At 53.1% G+C, this 22,415-nt stretch carries 16 protein-coding genes; 1 reads left to right on the forward strand and 15 read right to left on the reverse strand.

From position 1 onward, the window contains the following. Positions 1-36 precede the first annotated feature (36 nt). The 15 genes from NYE33_RS25350 to NYE33_RS25420 all read right to left on the reverse strand — a co-directional run bounded on the left by NYE33_RS25350 (position 37) and on the right by NYE33_RS25420 (position 21,872). Positions 37-1,263 (reverse strand): VWA domain-containing protein, encoded by a 1,227-nt coding sequence (locus tag NYE33_RS25350; protein WP_341068134.1) that lies wholly within the window; start codon positions 1,261-1,263, stop codon positions 37-39. Continuing rightward, positions 1,264-3,612, reverse strand: coding sequence for a DUF5682 family protein (locus NYE33_RS25355; protein WP_341068136.1), 2,349 nt, complete (start codon positions 3,610-3,612; stop codon positions 1,264-1,266). Continuing rightward, positions 3,609-4,712, reverse strand: coding sequence for an AAA family ATPase (locus tag NYE33_RS25360; RefSeq protein WP_341068139.1), 1,104 nt, complete (start codon positions 4,710-4,712; stop codon positions 3,609-3,611). Before NYE33_RS25360 ends, NYE33_RS25355 begins: the two co-directional genes overlap by 4 nt. Positions 4,713-4,772: 60 nt before the next feature. After that, positions 4,773-6,620: a HEAT repeat domain-containing protein gene (locus NYE33_RS25365; RefSeq protein WP_341068141.1), complete on the reverse strand. Its 1,848-nt coding sequence runs from the start codon at positions 6,618-6,620 to the stop codon at positions 4,773-4,775. A gap of 74 nt (positions 6,621-6,694) precedes the next feature. Then, positions 6,695-8,140 carry an SWIM zinc finger family protein gene (locus NYE33_RS25370; protein ID WP_341068142.1) on the reverse strand — a complete coding sequence of 482 codons (1,446 nt, stop codon included), beginning with the start codon at positions 8,138-8,140 and terminating at the stop codon, positions 6,695-6,697. 565 nt (positions 8,141-8,705) lie between these two features. Then, complete coding sequence (locus NYE33_RS25375) at positions 8,706-9,308, reverse strand: response regulator transcription factor (protein WP_042136705.1); 603 nt, start codon at positions 9,306-9,308, stop codon at positions 8,706-8,708. Beyond that, a complete protein-coding gene (locus tag NYE33_RS25380; RefSeq protein WP_042136703.1) occupies positions 9,308-10,444 on the reverse strand; it encodes a sensor histidine kinase in 1,137 nt (378 codons plus the stop codon). The genes NYE33_RS25375 and NYE33_RS25380 overlap by 1 nt, the downstream gene beginning before the upstream one ends. A gap of 150 nt (positions 10,445-10,594) precedes the next feature. Further along, complete coding sequence (locus NYE33_RS25385; protein ID WP_340946262.1) at positions 10,595-11,662, reverse strand: fatty acid desaturase; 1,068 nt, start codon at positions 11,660-11,662, stop codon at positions 10,595-10,597. Positions 11,663-11,783: 121 nt separating this feature from the next. After that, positions 11,784-12,989, reverse strand: coding sequence for an MFS transporter (locus NYE33_RS25390; RefSeq protein WP_341068144.1), 1,206 nt, complete (start codon positions 12,987-12,989; stop codon positions 11,784-11,786). Positions 12,990-13,764: 775 nt separating this feature from the next. Beyond that, positions 13,765-15,360 carry a response regulator gene (locus NYE33_RS25395; protein WP_341068146.1) on the reverse strand — a complete coding sequence of 532 codons (1,596 nt, stop codon included), beginning with the start codon at positions 15,358-15,360 and terminating at the stop codon, positions 13,765-13,767. Between the two features lie 21 nt (positions 15,361-15,381). Further along, positions 15,382-16,749 (reverse strand): ABC transporter substrate-binding protein, encoded by a 1,368-nt coding sequence (locus tag NYE33_RS25400; RefSeq protein ID WP_340946267.1) that lies wholly within the window; start codon positions 16,747-16,749, stop codon positions 15,382-15,384. 14 nt (positions 16,750-16,763) lie between these two features. After that, a complete protein-coding gene (locus NYE33_RS25405) occupies positions 16,764-18,491 on the reverse strand; it encodes a cache domain-containing sensor histidine kinase (protein ID WP_039298143.1) in 1,728 nt (575 codons plus the stop codon). Positions 18,492-18,575: 84 nt separating this feature from the next. Next, a complete protein-coding gene (locus tag NYE33_RS25410; RefSeq protein ID WP_039298142.1) occupies positions 18,576-19,439 on the reverse strand; it encodes a carbohydrate ABC transporter permease in 864 nt (287 codons plus the stop codon). After that, positions 19,436-20,389, reverse strand: a complete 954-nt coding sequence (locus NYE33_RS25415; protein ID WP_039298140.1) for a carbohydrate ABC transporter permease — start codon at positions 20,387-20,389, stop codon at positions 19,436-19,438. The genes NYE33_RS25410 and NYE33_RS25415 overlap by 4 nt, the downstream gene beginning before the upstream one ends. Positions 20,390-20,510: 121 nt before the next feature. Further along, on the reverse strand, positions 20,511-21,872 hold the full coding sequence (locus NYE33_RS25420) for an ABC transporter substrate-binding protein (protein ID WP_042136697.1): 1,362 nt from the start codon (positions 21,870-21,872) through the stop codon (positions 20,511-20,513). Positions 21,873-22,201: 329 nt separating this feature from the next. On the opposite strand from NYE33_RS25420, the gene NYE33_RS25425 reads away from it, so the two are divergent. Next, positions 22,202-22,414 carry a hypothetical protein gene (locus NYE33_RS25425; RefSeq protein ID WP_039298136.1) on the forward strand — a complete coding sequence of 71 codons (213 nt, stop codon included), beginning with the start codon at positions 22,202-22,204 and terminating at the stop codon, positions 22,412-22,414. Position 22,415: the final 1 nt, after the last annotated feature.

A 22,415-nucleotide genomic window follows, 5' to 3' on the forward strand; every position in this document is an offset into this window, starting at 1 on the left:
TGTGATTATAAAGTAAGTGTTTCCTGTTCCTAAAAATTATCGCGCCATCCCCAGACGCTTGGACAATTCACCGAGATCCTGGCCCTTGAGCGCTCCCTCGACCAAAACAGGAAGTAACGCCGGAGTACAGGCAAAGCAAGGGGTTCCGTCACGGGTGAGCTGGGCGGCCAGACGCTCGTCGTAGGAAGGCTTCCCTTCATCCGACAGGGCCAGCAGTGTCATCGTCCGCACACCGGATTCGCGCAGCTCACGCATCCGCCGGACCAGTCCGGCCTGGTTGCCGTTCTCATACAGATCGGAAACAATGATGAACAGCGTCTTCTTCGGCTCCTCAATGAACTGCTCACAATACTTCACGGACTTATGGATATCCGTGCCCCCGCCAAGCTGAATGCCGAAGAGCATGTCTACAGGATCATTGGCACATTGCTCAGTCAAATCTACGACCTCAGTGTCAAAAGCGACCACACGCGTGCTAAGCGCCGGAATGCTGGCGAAGATCGAGCCGATGACCGAAGCCCAGATGACAGAGCTGGCCATCGATCCGCTCTGGTCAATGTCCACGATCACGGTCCATTCCTTGCTGCGGCGTGCCCGGTCGAAATAAAAGAACCGCTCGGGGATAATCATCCGCCGCCCTGCATCGTAATGCTTCAGATTGCGCTCAATGGTCCGCTTCCAGTCCAGCCCGCTCAGGGACGGCAGCGGAGAATGCTGCCGCTTGTTCAGCGCGCCGGTGACGGCACGGCGGATATCCGTCTCCAGCAGCTTGACCAGCTCATCAACCAGTGCCTGGACTAGCATTCTTGCGGTGTCCTTTGTTTTCTCAGGAATTTTGCCTTTGAGTGCCAGAAGCGTACCGACCAGCTGGATATCCGGCTTCACTGCCGCCAGCAGCTCCGGCTCGAACAGCAGCTGCTTCCAGCCTTTGCGCTCCATGGCATCACTCTGGATAATCGAGACAACATCCTCCGGGAAGAAGGTGCGCACGTCCCCAAGCCATTTGGACAGGTTAATAGCGGCATGCGCTGATCCCGCCCCTCTGCCCTTTGAACCCGCTTGAGAGGTCCCGTCAGCTCCGCCAGCACCTGCCTCATTATAGATGGCTGCCAGCGCCGCATCCATAATCCGCTCTTCCTCGGTCAGCGTAGGCCCGCCGCCTGCCCCGTAACCGGATAAGGCTTCCTCCGCTTCCTGGCCCAATATCAGCCTCCAGCGCGACACAGCCCCGTTCCGCCCGTTATCCTTAATATCCTCCGCCATCTATAGGTCACCGAAGTCAAAATCGTTCAGCTCATCCAGCATTTTGGCTTCCTCCTCCTTCAGCTCGCCTGTAAGAATCTCAGCAGCCTGTTCTGTGTTCACACCCCACAGCTCACCCAGAAGCTCGGAGATCATCGTCTTCTCCCGGGGAGAGAAGGTGCTGAATGCCCGGCGCAGAAAGACCAGGGCACGTTTGAATTCCTCATCGTCCAGAGCATTAATATAATCATTCAGCTGCTCCCACAGGCTCATCCGCGACAACAGCCCATAGCGGTTACGCATAGACAGCCCTTCGAACCAGCCCGCCCCCAGATCAGCGGGGATACCCGGAGACAGCCGGCGTGACACCTCTGCGGCCACATCTTCCGCAGAGACCGCAGCCCGCTCCATCAGGATCGCGCAGGCGAAGCCGGACAGCCGGGGGTTACGGTCATCCCGCTGTGACAGCTGCTGCAGCTCCTGCAGCCACAGGGCAGTATCCAGAGTCCCGCTATGTTCCAGCGAGATGCCGTTCAGCTCATTCATGGCGCTGATCATCAGCGCCGCAGCTTCGTCGTTACAGCCGCTCGCATCCAGCAGGAACAGGCAGCCGCGCCGGAACAGCTCCTCCAGCAGCGGCACGAGCGGAGCGGTATCCACCTTGCGGATATCGCTGAAGCCGATAATTGTCGCCAGCTCCCGGGCAGCGGCGGCAATAGCAACTACATCGCGGCTGTCCACCGCCAGGCTCTGCAGCACCCGGCTGCTCTCCTCCATCTGCGAGGTCATCGCACACTGGCAGGCGATGCGGATCAGCGCAGACGCATCAGTAATGGAGCGGCACTCCAGCAGCTTCTCCTTCAGCACATAAGCTGAAGCGACTTCAATGGTCTCGCCCAGGAGCGTCGATTCAACCACCTGAATCTCCACCTCCGGTGACCACTGGATAATCCAGTGCTCTGCCCAGGTTGCCCCGGACTGTCCGCTTGGCATATTCCGCACGAAGGATATGCCCAGCAGCTCCAGCCTGTGAAACAGCACGGAACGGTGCAGATCCAGGTAGGCCGCTTCAGCGCTGGACACCCGGCGGTTCTCACGCAGATCGAGCGCCAGGTCACTGGCTACAGTGGACTTATATTTCTCCAGCTTATACCGTTTCAGCAGCCGGTTCAGGTCATCCTGGATCGGTGTCTGGCTGACACCTTCGGCCAGGCTGCCAATCGCCGTACCGACATCTACCCGGGCCAGCGATTCGGCAACAACCGAGAGGTCGCCATGGCCGAGCAGTGTCTGGGCGGCATCGCGCAGATCACGCAGTGTAGGCGCGCTCCCGCCGTGCAGTGCTGCCAGCGACTCTGCCAGCCGGACCGCTTCAATGACTTCAGCCGTGGAGCGGTGCGTCCCGGATCTGCGTACCTGCCTAGCCACGGAGGACAGGTAGAGATGCGGCAGCTCCTCAGCCCTGCCGGACTCCATCAGCTCCCACATCAGCTCGAAGTAATGCGGAGCCCCGTTGCCTGCACCATAGCCGGACATTGTAGAGAGCTTGTAATACGAATACGGCATCAGTGTCAGCTTCGTGCTGCGTGCAGGCAGTGACGCCAGCTCGCTGTCGGTCATCCCGTCTGCAAGGTCTGCCAGTGCAGCAGCATGGTAAGCGCCGCAGATCACTACTATCTTCTCCGGCTGATGGCCGGCTTCAATCTTCTTCCGGATCTGGCGCCGCATATAAGCTTCGCGCAGCGCGTTATAAGCATATTCGCGGGGCTGCTCTACCAGCTCCCGGGACTCTGACAGCTCACGCATCCGGGCTGAGAACGCCAGTATCGCCGCACGGTACGCTCCGCTGCTGGCGTTATGCTCGTAGTTGCGTTCCCAATACATATCATAATCAGATTCACCGGCGAGCCGGGCAATCCGGCTGTACACCGATTCCTGCTCCTGCAGCTCATCATCCGTAGGCTCACCTTGTTCATCCGCCGCAGGCTTAAGCACCGGCCTGCTCCCGGATTCAAGCCGCAGGGCATCCTGCAGACCCAGGGTTACGGATGAGGGAAGATCGATGAATTCCGCTTCTGCCCCATGCTCCTTCGCCCATCGCATCCCCTGGTATTCCGGGGAGTAGACAGCAAACGGCCACAGCACCGTCCGCACAGGCAAATCCTCAGTAAAGGCCAGAATTGCAACCGGAGGTTTCGTGACGATGTGAGTCAAATGACGGATCTCGTCAGTCGCATCGCCGGGTCCTTCGATCAGGACAGCGGTCGGCTGAAGCTCATTCAAGTATTCCAGCAGATGCTTCGCACCGCCCGGAGACAGATGGCGCACCCCGAAAATATTCACACCGGCAGCAACAGCCGCCCCACTCACTCGTTCATCTCCTTGCAGGCTTGATACAATCCGCGCCAATCCGCTCCTTTTTTCTTCATTACATTATCGAGGTATTCCTTCCAGACCAGCTTATCCTTGTCATCATCCTTGACGATAGCCCCCTGCAGGCCGGCAGCCAGATCCCCGTCGGTCAATTCTCCGCTGCCGAAGCTGGCTGCCAGGGCCATGCTGTTCGTCAGCAGGGAGATGGCTTCCGCTGTGGAGATTACACCGGCTGGTGTCTTCACCTTCTCCTTCTTGTCGAGCGTCATGCCGCTGCGCAGCTCGCGGAAGATCGTCACTACCTTGAACAGTGCTTCATCCGCCGGAACAGAAGCCTGAAGCTCATACGAAGAAGCAATCTCTGCAACCCGCTTCTTCACGATCGACAGCTCGGTCTCCAGATCAGACGGTGCCGGCAGCACGATGATGTTGAACCGGCGCTTGAGCGCCGCTGACATTTCGTTCACGCCGCGGTCGCGCGTGTTGGCGGTGGCAATAATGGAGAAGCCTTTGCGGGCACTGGTCTCCTTGCCCAGCTCCGGCACGGAGATCGTCTTCTCCGAGAGGATGGAGATCAGCGCATCCTGCACCTCGGAAGCGCAGCGGGAGATCTCCTCAAACCGGGCTAGCCCGCCGTCCTCCATTGCCCGCATAATCGGACTCTTGACCAGCGCCTCCAGCGTTGGCCCGTTCGCCAGGAGCATGGCATAGTTCCAGGAATAACGTACATGCTCCTCACTGGTTCCGGCAGTCCCTTGCACAACCAGGCCCGAGTTGCCGTAGATCGCAGCCGCCAGATTCTCGGACAGCCAGGACTTTGCCGTTCCCGGCTCACCGATCAGAAGCAGCGCCCGGTCTGTTACCAGCGTGGCGACCGCCATCTCGATTAGCCGCGTGTTACCGATATATTTCGGGGTAATCACGGTCTTGCCCGCCTTGCCTCCGGCAATGAACGTTAACACCGAACGCGGCGACATCTGCCACCCGGCAGGGATACGGCCTGTATCTTCCCTGCGTAAGGCCTCCAGTTCCTCACGGTATAGAACCTCGGCTGGCAGACGCATGTAATCCTGAAGCTGACTTTGTTCCGTCGACATGAACACCTCTCCTTTATAAGAACTCTTCAATTAGATTTCTCAAGCTACATCCGCCCAGGATTATTGCGCACTCTTCAAGCTGTTCAGCACATACTCCAGCTGCTGCTTGCATTCATATCTATATTTAGGGACAATCGCTTCCAGACGTCCAGCATAGCTGGCCGGGAAGCGCTCCATCAGTTTAAATAAGTAGAGCTCAAATGTGTAAGCTGTATGAACATTTTTATTCTCAAGGGCGGTCATCAGCAGCTCAAGACGCTCCGGCTCCGGCACCCCGGCCCTCTCCAGACCCTTGAAAATATTCGAAAGGAGATCATACGTCGTGCGTTTAAATGGCTCCTGCAGCTTGCCAAGCAGGTAGTCCCGCACGCCCTTATGACCCGGCCGGGCAAAAGCGCTTGCCAGGTTCACCGCATCATGCTGAATGAACCAGTCCAGCCAGCGGGAATCCCAGGCTGCCGCAATTTCCTCGGCTGACAGCATCTCCCTGCTGTAAGGCTGCCTGATTCCTGCAGCATCCCACTCTACCTCATACGCCCTCCGGCGGATATCCACGACCTGCTCCTCTATCGTATTAATCAGCAGCTGGGCGCGCTGAGCCGCATCTTTGGCATCCTTGCCCACCAGCGCTTTCAATTTGTCCATAAAGGTTCCGCCGAACCGGCTATACAGCTCCTTGGGCGTCATCACCCGCTGGGCGGCGTGGAAGTAATTCGGCAGGAAACGCACACTCCGCTTCTCCAGCGCCTCCAGCTCTGCCAGTGCAGCTCCGCCCGGAGTATTCTCTTTATACCAGGCTGCCTGGTCAATGAGCGGAATCCAGCCGAGCGGGGAAAACCTGGCATATTCCTGAAGGATATAGCTGTAGATTTCATCCAGCTGCGGGCTACACTCATGGCGAAGAGCGGTCAAGAATGGAAGAAGGCTATTCCATGCGTCCTCTGTGAGCTTCTTGTCTGCATTATTCTGCGGCGCCTTCTGCAGTTCTTCCATGAACAATGCCGCCAGCTTATCAGACACCTCTGCGGAAGCTCTGCCCGCCAGTACACCGGCAACCATCTCACGGTCCTTTTTCGCCGTGAAAGCCTCCACAAGCCGTTCACCGCCCTGCTGCGAACCGCCTGCAGCCAGCGCCGAGAAGGCAGCTTCACGGATGGCCTTCTTCTTATCTGTTGTCCACTCCAAGAGTGCATCCACATACTGCTCATGACCGGCGAGCCATTTCATAGCGGCTACCCGGATGTCTTCACTGCCGCTTCCGGCGATGCGGAACATCTCCTCCAGATACCGGTCTCCTCCCACCTTGCCGATCACCTCAAGCTTGCGGACCTCGCTCCTGCCGCCGGCTGGATCCAAGCTTTCGAACAGGAATCCGGCAATGTCCGGTCCATAGGACGGAAGAATATCGGTCATCGCAAAGTCTGCAAGTTCCGAATAAGGATCGTTCAGCGCCGAGACTGCCGGCGGCAGCAGCCGCAAATCCTGAAAAACACCTTCCTTGAAAGCATCAATTACAATTTCATATCTTCCGCTTCCCGTTGTGCTGAGCGCCTGCTGAACGGCACCAATCTTGCGGTAGGGCTGATTCGTCTTAAGTTCAAAGCTCAAGGCCGGCAAAGGTCCAGGGGTTCCGTCAACTGCTGTTGTCCCCTGGGTATACAGCACCGACTCCAGCAGCAGCGTAAGCTCCTGCAGTTGAACACCGGGAGCGGCCTCTTCAGCACCGTCAGGCTCCAGCAATGAAGCCACGCCCTCGCCCAGCTTCTTAAAGACCGGTGCGCGTTCCCCCAGCTGCTGAAACTGCGGAAGCAGTCGTTTCAGGCGGAAGTCTCCAGCCGCTAACCCGCTTCCGGCAATATACAGTCTTCTAATCTCCTGATGCAGCTCCTGTAATAACGCTGTGCTCATGGACTGTCCTCCTATATGAATGAACTTGAGTTTAATTAGAATTCAGATGCTCGCCGCTGTCCTTCCTTGAACTTCTAATACAGCAACCGGATGATTTCTTCACCCTTAATGACTGTCAGCGGCTGGGCAGTCAGCCTTCCCTTGTCCAGGTTATGCTCGAACATCACCAGCAGGTAGCAATCCGTATGCGCGGCAGCCGGCACAAACGGCAGCATATGCACGGTTCCCTGCGGCAGGGACGGAATATCCTCCAGCGCCAGCCTGCTGCCGGATTCATCCGTTATGACATATTGGCCGCTCTCCGTAATGCCCAGACTGGCGGCATGCAGCAGCATCACCGGCAGCTTGTCGCTGAGAGGATTCTTAATCTGATTCTTCACTATCTTGACAGCTTCCGCGTAGGAGCGGTGAGCCTGGGCAGTAGCCCGTTCTATATCCGGGCCTTGCACTGTTCTTGGAGACATGGCTTCAAAACGGACCCGGGCATTCATATCTCCCGGATAAGTATATAGCTGAGGGACAACAGCAATCTCGAAGAAGCTGTCTTCCTCCCGCATCAGCTTAGCGGCCTTATACGGTCGGTAATTAAGCGTCCGGTGGATCTTCCCGCCTTCCGCAGTGAGGTCCACCCAATACCCGAGATCCACATATTCCAGCCGGGCCATATCATTGAAGCTGTAAAAGGCGAGCTGTAGCAGCTCTGCCCCTTCCTTCACCAGCCCGTATTCCTTCAGTTCACTCAGCTGCCAGGCATGCCCCAGCCACTCATCGATGGTCGATTCATGATCAAGTGCAAGCTCCGGGTCCTCGCTCCGTGCCAACAGGTACGCCCGCCCCTTCTTAATAAATGCATGAAGCCGTGACAGCTGCTCCATCGCATATGTATAGTTCTGTTCCTGGTCCTTGCCGCCGAACATGAGAATCGTGAACCGGCGCAGCTCAATCTGTGCTCCTGACAGATAATAGTTGCCAAGCTGCTTCACCTGCTCCTGAATCGTCTTCATGCTCGAACGGTCAATGGTGGACAGTCCGCCGCGGACGAACCCCAGCTCCAGCTTCTCAAGCATATCAAGCCCTTCAAGCTGGGCGGTAATTTTTTTCTTAAGCGCGGATTTGTTAACCTTCTTTGGCTTAGAATCTGCCCCTTCGGCCGCCTGCTTCACCTTATTCTCTTCCCGCTTCTCGGCCTTCTCACGCTTGGAGGCTATGTCTTCAGGAACGGGGGCGGGGCTGAACGTCTGACCTTCGGCCTTGGCATAGAGCAGCCCTAACGCATGCTTACAGGGAAACTGGCGGCTGGGGCAGCTGCAGCGGAATACCGGATTGTCCGGCACGATGAAATCCACAGAACACTCATAGGGAGTCTTGCCGCTCCCTGCACATTTTCCAAACAGCAGCTCTCCGTCCTCCGACTGATGGAGCTCTATGAAGCTTTTTTTGCGGACCAGACCTTGACCGTTCTTGATGGCTGCAGCATTGGGTGCAAGTGAATCAACGTATGATGAAGTAAGTTCAGGCAAATCAGATTCCTCCCGGCTGAAATAGGATATACGCGGCATAAATAGGAGTGCGGTTATGACACATGCAAGTTATTACCCAACTTCAACGGATAAGATCACATGTTTGCATTTATCTTAGCAAAAATATTCCACCGATCCAATCCAGAAGACTGTCACAGGGTTAAAATAGTTAATATGACCTAGCTTACTTATCCAGTTAGCGCAGGCAGGGAATAAGTGTATTTCGTACAGTTAAAAACAGGCTTTCCAGCGGATTTGTTCCGTTAATTGTATTCTGTACAACTAAAAATTACGAAAAGTGATCATTCAACGAAAGGCAGTCTATATAAGTGTATAAAATACAGTTATCCTGCTTAACTCGTACTTTCAGGCGATTTTAGTTGCACTAAATGCAGTTAGAGCCAGGCTGGTTTCTCTGCTTCAAGCAAAGTCCGGGTCTGCTCCACTCCTTACGTCTGCCCGTCTGCCCTACCACTAGAATAAGCCTTGTCTCTGTCTGCAAAAAAAAGAAACGGCCCGCTGTCACAGAAGACAGCTGCCGTTTCAATATTCCAAGCAAGTTATTTTATTTAAACCAGCCTTTTTCCTTAAAGCGCGTGATCGCTTCAATCCGGTTGCCGACATCCAGCTTGTCCAGGATCACAGAGATATAGTTGCGGACCGTTCCGGTCGTAATATACAGCTGGCTGGCGATCTCCTTCGTATTCTTGCCGTCCGCGATCAGCCCCAGCACTTCCTTCTCACGCTGCGTCAGCGGATTAGCTTCGCTGCTGTAAGCCTCATCCATCAGCTCCGGCGCGTATATCCGTCTGCCGTCCATCACATTGCGGATCGACAAGGCCAACTCTTCGCTTGGACTGTCTTTGAGCAGATAGGCATCAACTCCGGCCTTAACCGCACGTTCGAAATAACCGGTCCGGGCAAACGTGGTCAGAATCATGATTTTGCAGCCCGATCCCTTCAGTGCTTCCGCCGCTTCGAGACCCGTCATGGCCGGCATTTCAATATCCATGATGCAAATATCCGGCTGATGCTGCTTCACCAGCTTCACGGCCTCTTCCCCGTTGCCTGCCCGGCCCACAACCTTCATATCCTCCTCCAGATCCAGGAGGGCAGCGAGCGCCCCCAGCAGCATGCGCTGATCTTCGGCAATCACTATCGTAATCATTACACGTTTACCTCCATTTCCGGCCGCTGTGCAACATTTGGCACCTTAATGACAATCGTTGTTCCTTCGTCACGCACCACTTCCATACTGCCGTTGACGAATTCAAGCCGTTCCCTCATCCCCTGCAGTCCATGACCTTTATGGTAGTGATTAGTCCCTTCAATTCCCGCGCCGTTATCCTTCACCTTGATGATCAGGTCGGTCCGGGAAGGTTCAATCTGAATCAGGCACAGCGAGGCACCGCTATGTTTGACCACATTGTTCACGGCCTCCTTCATACACATGCTCAGCACATTCTCGGTAATCAGGGAAGTGTTGGTCAGGTTAGGGTCACCCTCCAGCATGTAGCCAATCTCTGCCGCCTGGAGTAATTGCCGGATACGGATCAACTCATCTTCAAGCCGGATGCCCCGCATCTGGGTAATCATTTCCCGGACTTCCTTGAGGGCGCTGCGGGCCGTCATCCGGACATCATTAATTTCGATCTGGGCCTGCGCCGGATTCTTGGTGATCAGCTTGCCTGCCAGGTCACTCTTAAGGCCAATCAGCGACAGCCGCTGCCCCAGCGTATCATGCAGATCACGGGAGATCCGCTGGCGCTCCTCCATAATGACCAGCTCGGAGATCCGTTTGTTGGCATCCTCCAGCTGTCCCTGCAGCTTATCCTGATTGTTGCGGTTATAGGTCGTGACCGGCAGCAGCACCACGGCAATGATACTGACCAGCACGAACGGCAGCTGCGAGAGGAACACGGGATTACGCGTAATCAGCTCATAGTTGATGGCCACGATCGTTGTCAGCAGATGAATCGAGTACAGGGTGAAGAACGCGGCCCTTTTCTGGATATTTCCGATGAAAAAAGCCAGGAACAGCGCAAAGTACATATACCCGAAGAGCAGCGTCATCGTTATCGAGACAACAATCTGCACACTGGTCCAGAAATAGACTACCCATCCTTTCGATTTAAACGCCAGCACATAGCAGGCGAAGAAGACGATAATCATCAGAATTCCGTATACCCAGCGGCCTGCCGAGGCCGAGCGAAAGATCGAATAGAACGGAAGAATGTAAAAAACGACCCATACATAGGGGCTCAGTCCCGTGCTTTTATGAAAAATATGATGCCACTTCTGCATGTTAGCCATCCTTTTTGCCAGCAAGATTATACCCCCATTTTAGCATAAACGAACCTGCAACCGGCAATTCCACGCAATGTTTCGGACAAAAAGAAAGAACAGGCCCGGCAACTGCGCTCCCGGTCCTGCCTTCCTCTTCTGTGGCGGCTACTATTTACTCTGGAATCCCGGTTTGATTACCTTCAGCACCTCTGCTGCCGCAGGCTTCTTCTGCTGCAGCCGCTGCTTCATTTCCTTGAAGCTGACGAACGTTTTGTGCTCCTCATCCCACAGACGGTACTTCAAGGCCTGCAGACTGGTGCTGAGCGTAATGGTTGTCGCTTTTTGCAGCGGCGGGGTGGCATTATGGGCCAGCTCCAGATTATAATTGGGCACCTTCGGGCTCAAATGATGCACATGGTGAAAACCGATGTTACCGGTAATCCATTGCAGCAGCTTCGGCAGCTTATAATAGGAGCTTCCTTCTACTGCGGCGTTGACATAGCTCCATTCCTCATCATGCGCGAAGTAGGTATCTTCAAACTGATGCTGCACATAGAACAGCCAAATGCCGAGAAAACCGGAGACGAACACAACCGGCAGCTGCACCAGCAGGAATGCCTGCCAACCGACAAGCATAATCATCGTACCGTACAGAGCCACTATCGAGACATTCGTCAAATACGTATTCATGCGTTCCTTGCGTCTGGCACCTTTGGCGTTGAAACGGTACTGGATCACGAAGACGGCAATGGGTCCGAGTACAAACAAAACCAGAGGGTTACGATAGATCCGGTAGTATAGTCGCTGCAGCGGTTTCGCGGCTGCATATTCATCCACGGTCATAATCCAGATGTCGCCGGTGCCTCTTTTGTCGAGGTTGCTGCTTCCGGCATGATGTATCGAATGGCTATGCTTCCACTGGCGGTAAGGGACCAGAGTGAGCACACCGGTTATTGTTCCGAAAATATCGTTCGCTTTGCGGTTCTTGAAGAATGAGCCGTGACAGCAGTCATGACAAATAATAAAGGTGCGGATGACAAAGCCTGCAGCCGGAACGGCGAACAGCAGCGTCAGCCAGTAGGAAACGGATAAGCTGAAATAAGCAGCAGTCCATAGGAGCACTAGTGGCCCAAGTGTATTAATAAGCTGGTAGATGCTCGCTTTACGGTCTGTTTTTTCGTAAGGGGCTACGCTTTTCTTCAAGCTGGAGAGCTGGGATGTCTGGTTTGTAGTCATCGGGATCGTTTCCTCCTCGGATGCATCCATTCAAGGATACTTATCTCTCTACATTATAGAGAAGAAAGTGTCACCCCTGTAAGTCACAAACATCAACCCCGGTGTATGACATATGTCATAGTCACCCCTGAAGAGATTGCCGTCCGGACTCCTTCGCCCTGACCATCGGCAGCAGAATCAGCATCGCGATCAGGAACAGTATGCCGCTTCCGGTGAATACCGTGAACAGCGAGAAGGCTTCCTTCAAATAACCTGCCGCAGACATTCCGATCACCATAAAGCCCATGAACATCGGCCCCATAATACCGCCAACCCTGCCCATAAAGCCGGCCTCGGTATTCCGCAGAATCAGTGTGTTGATGCCGATATGGATACACGGGTAAAAGAATCCGGTCAGCGTCTGCAGTGTGATCGTAAATGCTGTATGATGCGACCACCCCACGCCGACCGTTCCAGCCGCACTGACCAGGAGGCCGAAGGCCAGCATTGTCTGTGGTTTCACGGCTTTGCCTTTGCTCATAATAAGCATTCCGCCGAGCAGCATCGATGCCCCGTTCGCCATCATGATCCATTGCAGGAACCCTCTGTCCCTGCCCAGATTCTCAATGATTACGAATACCCCCAGCGGCTGAATCAGCCCTGCGGCAAGCCCCGCAAACGCAAAAGCCGCGCCCAGATTCCTCAGCACCCGGCTCGAACGCACATAATCCAGTCCGGATTTCATTTCAGCCATGATCCCGTTCCGTGTCTTTCCGGCCTGCTGCGGCGCGTCTTTGGGCAGCAGGCCCAGTATGAGCGCAGAGCCAATGAACATACCGCCCATTACAGCCAGCGATACCTCAATCCCGTAATGATTATAGATGAAAGCGCCGATTACCGGACCAATTACCATAAAGAAAGCAGACAGCGACTGGAACATGGCCATCACACTCTGCAGCTGATTTTCAGGCACATGCTGTTTGAACAGCTTCATCGCAGAAGGCTGCGAGAACTGTGACAATATAGCTGATACCAGGGTGGCCAGCAGCAGTGCTCTCCACGATCCGGATATGACAACTACCAGCACTACAAAGACGGAACATGCCGATAACGCATCACTGATCATCATCGTCCGTTTGGGCAGCCACCTGTCCGCGAAGGTACCGCCTATAATGGCAAACAGAAAGATCGGAGCATATTCGGCCACCGAAATGAGCGAGACATAGAAGGGATCATTATGCGTAATATCCGTCACATACAGCAGAATCGCAAAGTTCCTCACCCATACTCCGAGCTGCAGCAATACCCTTGACATAATAATCGTTCTTACATATTTGTTCCTTAACACGATTCTATCCCCCATACATTAATATAGACTAAATAGATATATATCTAATCTGTTTATTAATATATAGATATTAAGTTATTTTGTCTAGTTATAAAATAGATTATTATTTCATTGATCTAATTCAAAACTGTGAATGTAGCTCGAATCCTATAACGTCACAGACGGACACTGTTCCATAAAAAAGCTCCGATCAAGTGAAAGATCCTGGAGCTTGTAGAGCTTGTGCGGCTTGTTCAGCTTATAAGATATTAAGAAGACCACCGCACATTACTTCATTTAGATTACTTTTGGGCTGCCTCCAGCAAACAAACTCCCCTTATCCTCCTCATTTTTCCGTGGAGGCACATTGTGTTCGATTTTTCGCATGTATTTGGCCCTAACACCCTCGCGGAGGCACATTGTATTCGGTTTTTCGCATACATTTGACCCGATAACCTTCGCGGAAGCACATTGTATTCGGTTTTTCGCATACATTTGGCTCGTCTACCTTCGCGGATGCACATTGTATTCGATTTTTCGCATACATTGGCACTCCCTTGGATCGCGTCCGGTGAAACCAGAGGGGATACTGCAATTATCTTCAGTTATATACCCATAAAAAAAAGCACCCGAAGGTGCTCAATGTGCTTGTGCTCGTCCTTATGCTTATATTCTTATATTCTTATGCTTATATTCCTATGTTCCTATATTCCTACGTTCCTATGTTCCTACGTTCCAATGTTCCAACTTCCTATTTTCCTTATCTGCTCTTTACGGTTAGAGCCGCCCCGCTGCATCATGCCTGCTTCACATGCTCCTCACGATACTCCGTCGGCGTCTTGCCCGTAGCCTTCTTGAACACTTGCGTGAAATACCGCGGGTCCTGATAACCGACCATTGGAGCCACCTGATAGACCTTCACCGTACTGTTCTGCAGAATGTACTTGGCGTTCTCCATCCGGCAGTGGGTGACGAATTCCAGGAAGGTATAGCCCGAGATTTGTTTGAACAGGGTGCAGAAATGGCTGATGCTGAGATCGGCCACCTCGGACACTTCCTCGATGCTGAGATCCTTGTGGTAATTGGATTCAATGTACCGTTTGACTTTCTCAATGATGCTGCGCCCGTCTTCGCGGGCTGCCGTACTGTGACTCTGCTGCAGCCATTCGCGGAATTCCGTCTTGAGCGCTTCAATCATATCCGACAGTGTTCCCAAGCCGTTAAGCTTACTTAAGAGACCCTCTACCGACCATTCATTATGCGTGTTCAGATGCTCGAACTGCCGGTACAGCACCACACTCATCTCAATAATCAGGCGTTCCGCCAGCTGCTGCGGCAGGGCCTGGGATTCTATGAAGACAGACATCTCATCAAAGAGGGCAAGCATACGCTCCAGGTTCAGTGTGCGGATGCTCTCAATCAGCGAGAGCTCCAGCTCCTTGGGATATTTCACCTCACGGCTGCCGGCTGCCGCAGTCTCCTCTTCGATGAACACGCCCGCCTGGCCGGAATAGAAACGCTGATACAAGGCTTGTGCGGCCAAGGGATACACCGTGCTTAACTGATCTATCCCCCGGGTGGTGCGGCTGATGCCCACAGAGCAGTTCAGCTTAGAGTAACGCTTGATACCGTTGATCAGCTGTTCACCTAGCGCTCTTTTGCCGGTGCTGATGGCGGCAGGGAAGAGCAGAATCCACTCCCCGTTATAGAACGGGAAGATCGACAGCGCCCCGTTCTCCAGCGACCATTCCTCCAGGATATTGCGGACCGCGAACAGCCAGAGATGCTTTTCTTCTGCACTCCACTTGGCCGTGAGGCCGGCATAGTCGTCCAGACGGACAACGGCCATGAAATATTCTTCCTCAAGCTCACTGTTCTCCAGCCACTTCAGATGCTGCAGCGGGCGCGGATTGCCGAGCGTGAACTCGGCCAGCATCCGCTCGCGGGCAAGCAGCGACAAGGTCTGGACGGAGAGCATAAGCTGCTCATTCTCCTTCTGGCGGTCGAGCCGTTCTCTGGCCCGGGTGAGCATCACCGCCAGCTCCTCATGATCAATCGGCTTCAGCAGGTAATCAAACGCGCCAAGCCTTAAGGCTTCCCTGGCATACTCGAACTCACCGTAGCCGCTGATGAAGATGAAGATCAGCTTGGAGCTGCGCGGCAGCACCTCTTTCATCAGAGCAATCCCGTCTATGACCGGCATGCGGATATCACTGATGATGATCTGCGGTGAGGTCTCCTGAATCAGCTGCAGAGCGGCCTCCCCGTTCTTCGCTTCACCAGCAATAGTCAAACCCAGCTCTTCCCAAGGAATCGCAACCTTCAGGCTGCGCAGAATAATCGGCTCATCATCCACGAGCAATACTTTATATTTCTCCTGATGCTCACTCATTTTATTGCACCCCCCCAGGCTTTATTGAACGTCCGAGCTCCGGATCAGATTCCAGTATTGCTTGGACGCGTCTTGCAGCTCCTGCAGAGCCTGACCGGCCTGCATTCCTCCACCGATCATCTCTTCAATCACACTTAAGAATGTCTTCTTCACTTCAGGAGACAACAGATTATCGTAGGGTACGAAGCTCTGGTGGCTCTCTTCCATCAGCTCCATCACCTGGGCGAATACCGGTCCGGTCTTATCCGGATCGAAGGCAATCCGCATTGAAGGTATTCTTAGGCCTTCATACACAATACGCGTCTGGATTTCCTTGGTATAAAAGCCTTTCATCAGCTCCAGCGCAGCTTCCCGTTTCGCACCGGTGAGGCTCGATGACAGCCCGATCCCCATGGTGTAGCCGCCGGCAATCGACGGCTCCGCCCCTTTGACCATTGCCGGAAACGGAATCACACCCACCTGATTCTGGAATTCCGCCGGGGCTGTCTGGCCTGAGAAAAGGTTGATGTCCCAGTTACCGTTAAGATACATCGCCGCCTTCCCGTCAGTGAACAGACGCACTGCATTCTCGGTTGACGTATCGTTGGATTCGCTGCTAAAAGCGCCCTCGCCGATCCACCGGTTCAGATGCTGGAAGGCCTTCATATAGCCGCTGTTCTGAAATCCGGCTTCACTCTCGCCTGTCACCAGCTCCTGAATCAGCTCCGGCCCGGCATAGCGGTCCATTAAGTAATGGGCGAATATCCCGGCAGGCCAGCGGTCCTCATTCCCCAGGGCGAACGGGATATAGCCCGCCTGCTTCAGCTTCACAATCGTCTCGTCCAGTTCCGCCACTGTTTCCGGAATTTCCAGGCCAAGCTTATGAAAAATAGTTTTGTTGTAATAGAGCGGCTCTGCATTGCCTTCAATGGGCAGGCCATAAATATGTTTGTTAAAGGTCCACAGATGCAGGTCCTTAAACTGATTGCTTAGTCCGTTCTGGTCCGTGAACTCGGTCAGATCCATCAGCCGGTTCGAGCGGACATAGGGCTCAATCTCCGCCCCGCCGAACAAAACGAACATATCCGGCGGCGTACCCGTCACCATCTCGCTCTTAAGCTTCTGTTCCCGGTGAATGTTCTGGTCCAGTCCTTCGAAGTTCACCTTCACGTTCGGATGGCTCTCCTGGTAGCTCCGCACAACCTCCTCGAAGATGGCCAGCAGCGGCCGGTCATGCTCTTTGTTCCAGAAGTGCCGGAAGGTTAAGGTGATTTTCTCGGGAGAGTTATCTTCAATCGGCTCCCGGTCCTCCTGCATAATGAACCAGACCGCACCGGACATCAGCACGATGTAGAGCAGAATCCACCCCCAGTTGGTCAACCATCTCGCAACGTTCCGCTGGTCCTTCATTCCGTTTCTCCTTCTCATGATGGCTGAATCTTCGGAATGCGGATACAAACCGCTGATCCGAAGCCGGGGGATGAGCAGACCAGAATGCCATAAGGATTGCCGAACCGGATGTTCAAGCGCTCATGTACATTCTTCAGCCCTACCCCGCTGTCGCTGTATTTTCTCAGATTGGCCCGTTCCTTGTTCCACTGGCTCATCAGCACCGCAAGGTCAAAGCCCGGCCCGTTATCCTTGACGATTATAATGATATCCTTGCCGTTCTCCTGGGCTTTGACCGTAATGGTGCCATGCTCCTCCATCTGCTCAATGGCATGATATAAAGCGTTTTCTACGATTGGCTGGACAATCAGCTTCTGGGTCATCACCATCTTCAGGGAATCGGGCAGGTCCAGCTCATACGAGAATTTCTCTTCGAAACGGAACTTCTGAATATCAAGATAGTGGCGGACATGCTCGAACTCCATTTGCAGCGGAATCAGCTCCTGATTCTGGCTGATGCTGATGCGCAGCAGCCTGCCGAGCGAGATGACCATTTTGCTGATATCCCTGTTGCCGGCCAGCACCGCCATCGAGTTAATGGATTCCAGTGAATTATAGATGAAATGCGGGTTAATCTGCGCCATCAGCGCCTGCATCTCCGCTTCCTTCTTGCGCCCCTGCTCGGTCTGTACCTGCTCGATCAGCTCATTGATCTGCGAGCTCATCCGGTTGAAGCCGTCGATCAGCGAATCGCTCTCATCATTGGCACGGAGCGGCACCGTGATCGGCATGAATATCCCCTGCTTGACCCGCTTCATCCCGTTCACCGCACTGTTAATGCTGCGGACGAGCCTGCGGATGAAATAATGGTCGAACAGAAAAGCAGACAGCAGCGATACCATCCCAAGAATAATGGCGATATTGCGGATGGACACCGATTCCGATGAAATCAGATTCATCGGGGTAATCGCGGCCAGATACCAGTCTGTATTATGTGAAGGCAGGAAAGTGATCAGAGACCGCTCTCCTTGATAATTGTCAATGTAATAGTCCTGCTCCTGGGTATAATTCTCCTGCAAAAAAGGAAAATCCGTCCTTTGTCCAATATACTCTCCGGACTTGTTGAAGACGATATTGCCCTGCTTGTTCACCAGCAGAATATCCCCTTTTTTCAGGGTCGCCGCTTCCCAGAAGATCTGATCGAGCAAATCCGGCTTGACATACACAACCAGATAGCCGATATCCTCCAGTGAATAATAATCTTTAATGACTCTGGCCTGTACCAGCACCGGTTTGCCCGCGCTTGCCGAGCCGTTCTCTCCGGGACCGGACCAGACGGGACGCCCTTCAGCGCTCTCCATCGCTCCGAACCAGACCTGTTTGTGCATATCGGCAAAAGACATCGGCGCATTGTATTGATACAGCAGCCGGTCTTTACCGTACAGACTGAAGGAAGTGACCATCGGATGATTGATCAGCAGATTGTTAATCTCCTGCTTGCGGTCATAGGTAAGCACAAAGTTCTGCTGCTTGAGCGATTGCTGAATCGCCGGCTGCGTGATCGCAGAATTGGTAATCGATGAAATCTCGCTGAGCGCGAACTTGAGCTTGCGGTCCGTCTCCAGCAATGAAATCCAGTAGAAATTGCTTGATTTCTTCTCCATGGCATTGGAGAAATTGACATACGTAACAATCCCCATAACGATCACGGGAATGAATACGAGAAGAATAATAGCGAACAAGATCTTGCGGCGGAGCTTCATGTATGGTCCCTTCCTCCTGCTGACTCTGTTTATTATTATTCTTCACAGCATTCTATATTTCCTGTTACAGCCAATAACAGTTCATCAGCTCTTGATAGCGCCTGAGGTCAGACCGGCAATAACCCAGCGGCTGAACAGCAGGAATACGACCAGCAGCGGCAAGGTTGCCGTGAAGGTTGCGGACATAATCATTCCATAATCCAGACCGTCACGGGTAGTGAACAGCTGCTGCAGAGCAATCTGTATTGTATAATGCTCCTTGTTCTTCAGCACCACCAGCGGCCAGAAGAAATCATTCCATACGGTCATGAAGTTGAGAATACCCAGTGTAGCCATTGCAGGTGTAATTACCGGCACCGCAATCTTCCAGAAAATTCTGAAGTGCCCGCCTCCGTCGATCCGTCCGGCTTCAATCAGCTCGGTTGGAACCGCAGCGGATATGTACTGGCGCATCCAGAAAATCCCAAATGCATTAACCATCGCCGGCACAATCAGCGCCTTGAAGCTGTCAATCCAGTGCAGCTTAGCCATAATAACATAGGTCGGCAATACCCCGAGCTGCTGCGGAACAATCAGTGTAGCGATTACGAATACAAACAGCATATTTTTACCCGGGAATTCATATTTGGCGAACGCATAACCGGCCAGTGTACAGAAGAACACGACCGAGATCGTCACCATGGACGATACGAACAGCGAGTTGCCGAGCGCCTGGAAGAAGTCCGATTTTTCCAGCACACGCTTGAAGTTGTCGAAGAACTGGTCTCCAACTGTCAATAGCGGCGGTACATGGAACACGGCTCCCTTGTCATTCGTACCAACGACGAACATCCAATAGAACGGGAAGATAGAGACCAGTGCCCCGAGGATCAGCAGACAATAGAAGCCCAGCTTGCCGAAAAAGCCGAGATCATCCGGTTTTTTTCTGAACATACGAAGTGTGCTCACGCTTTTTTCCCTCCAGTCTCTCTGCTGCCGCTTCTGGAAATCAGCATATTCAGGACAGAGAACAGTATCGTAACGAGGAACAGCAGAACTGCTGTAGCCGCCGCAGTACCGAAGAATCCGTTGCGGAATGCTTCGCTATACAAATAGGTAACCATCGTGATACCTTCCTGCCGGGTAGATCCGGTTCCGGATTGGCCGAGGAAAACATACGGCTCTGTGAAGAGCTGCAGGGCACCAATTGTCGATTGCAGGGTTACGAAAATAATAAACGGCTTAAGCAGCGGCAAGGTGATGGAGAACAGCTGCTGTCTGCGGTTAGCCCCGTCGATCCGGGCAGATTCATACAGATCCATCGGAATACTCTGCAGTCCGGAGAGGAACAGAATCGCGTTATAGCCCGTCCAGCGCCACATCACCATCGTTGAAATGGCGATTTTGACTCCCCACCAGCCGGAGTTGAACGCCATGCTCTCTACACCGATTCCGTTAAGCAGCCAGTTGATCATTCCGTTGTTACCGAACAAGGTGCTGAATACGAGCGTAACGGCAACGATGGAAGTGATATTCGGCATGAAATAGAGAATGCGGAAAGTCTTTTTGAACCGGGTCATGCCCGAGTGGAGCAGCACAGCCAGAAGCAGCGCCAGGAACACCTGCGGCACAGTACCCATCAGGCCCATGATCAGCGTGTTGCTGAATGAGATCCAGAAGGTCGGATCGCTGGTGATCAGATCGTAGTTTTTGAAGCCCACGTATTTCATGGGACCCAGTGCATCCCACTTGAAGAACGATAAATAGAATGTGAAGAAGATCGGATACAGTCCGAATATCGAGAACAGAATAAAGAACGGTGAAATAAATGTATACGCAGTGAAGCGGCTCCGTCTTTGTTCGGTCAAAAAAGGACGTTTGCTCTCGGCATGCGGACTCGCTAATACGGGCTCAGCCATGTCACACCTCCAGTGAATTCGTAAATATAAATCCGGACTCACAGAGGATGAAGCTCTCCGTGAATCCGGACATTTGAGGAATCGTCTTCCTCAATAGACTAAGATTAGCGTCACCAGGAATTTAGCCGCGCTCTGCCAGAGTTTTCGACTGCTTTACAGCATCTTCCCACTCTTTTGCCGGATCAGCTTTCTTCTCAAGTACGTTCTTGAGCGCATTCTTGAAGAAGGTATCCGTCTGGTCATGCAGCGGTCCGTAGTATACCGGTTTAACGCGGTTAGCCGCTTTACCGAATTCAACAGCTGTCTGCTGACCGCCGAAGAACTCATCCTTGAAGTCTACGAATGCAGGATCTTCATACAGTGCAGGGATAGAAGGCATCAGACCTTTGGTCTTGAAGGATTCCAGCTGGTTGTCTTTGTTAACAAGCCATTGGATGAAATCATATGCCTCTTTCGAATGCTTGCCTTCCTTAGGAAGGGTGATGAATGAACCGCCCCAGTTGCCGGCTCCTTCAGGAAGCTGGGCAATTTTCCATTTGCCGGAGGAATCAGGTGCGTTGCTCTTGATGTTACCAGCCATCCATGCCGGGCCCATTACCACTGCGAACGAACCGTCGTTCATGCCTTGGCCCCATTCAGGCGACCAGAGCATAACATTGCTGATCCAGCCTTCTTGAATGCCTTTTACAGTAAAATCATAGGCTTTCTTCACTTGCGGATTGGTGTCGCCGATGAAGGTTCCGTCCGCTTTGCTGAAGTAGATTTCGTCAGCAGACTGGTCACGCAACGCGTTGTACGTAAGATCCGTCAGATCGGAGAAGTATTTACCGGTTTTATCTTTGAAGGCTTTGGCTACAGTAGCGAATTTATCCCAGGTATCGATCGCTGCGCTGAATCCTTCAGGATCGCTTGGCAGGCCGGCTGCTTCAGCCAGATCGGTACGGTAATAGACTACAGTTGGTCCGATATCTGTCGGAAGTCCAAGCTGGAAGCTGCCGTCAATAGAAGATGCCTGTTTCCATTTCCAGTCCAGATAGTTGGCTTGGATGTCTTTGGCACCCAGATCGTTCAGGTTGTAGAATTTGTCCTGTGCGCCCAGGAAGCGTTCCATGAAACCGATTTCAAGCTGGAAAATATCAGGTGCGCCCGAACCGGCCGACAACGCTGTGGTCAGGTTGTTGTGGTGGGCCGTCTGGTCACCGGTGTTCTGTACCTTGATGGTTACATTCGGATGTTCCTTAGTGTATTCAGTAGCCAGCTCTTCATAGTTCACGTTACCCAGTGTCCAGAAGGACAGCTCTACCTTCTCTGCTGGCTCTGTATTAGCCCCTTCAGTTGCCGGTGCATTAGTGCTTGCTGCGTTGCCGCCTGTATTTCCTTCTGCAGCCTTGTTGCCGCCGTTGTTGTTTCCTCCGCATGCCGCAAGCGAACTCATGAGCATGATGGAAACCAGCGTCAGCGCCAGGTTTTTTACTTTTTTCATTCCTCTGTACCCCTCTCAAAGGTTTCTCTTACAAGATTTAGTGTACAGTAGGCAGATGTTTTTTTTGAGGAGGCAAACTCCCGGTTTATGGTGGAAATATTTATGATTCATATAAGACGCACTTAAGTTTGAACTTGAAGCTTCATCGTCACTGCGGTGAACCTTTGGACTTCCGGCCGCTGCCCGCCCCCAGATTTCTTCATCTCATCTGCTGTTCGCGGTGGAGATCCGGTGACTAAAGCTGCCGAAGTGGATTTGAAGCCTGGACCCAGTTATACTAATTGTATTTGCTGTACAGCAGTTATCCCGATATAAAGGAGAATTACCCCATGCCCATCAACCGTCCTTTGCTGACCGACAGCGATCTGCAGGAAGCGATTGACCGCAAGCTGCCCGTCCGTGTATTCCAGGATGACCATCTGGTGAATTCAGGTGCGACGGTGGTCCGTTTCACTGACTCGGATGTTGTTATCCAGTCCCGGGTCAGCGATTTAACCTATTATTCGCGCAGCCGCTGCGAATTCTTCGAAGTCCGGCCGTAGC

This window comes from Paenibacillus sp. FSL R10-2199 (genome assembly GCF_038000235.1).
GTDB lineage: Bacteria > Bacillota > Bacilli > Paenibacillales > Paenibacillaceae > Paenibacillus_AQ > Paenibacillus_AQ phytohabitans.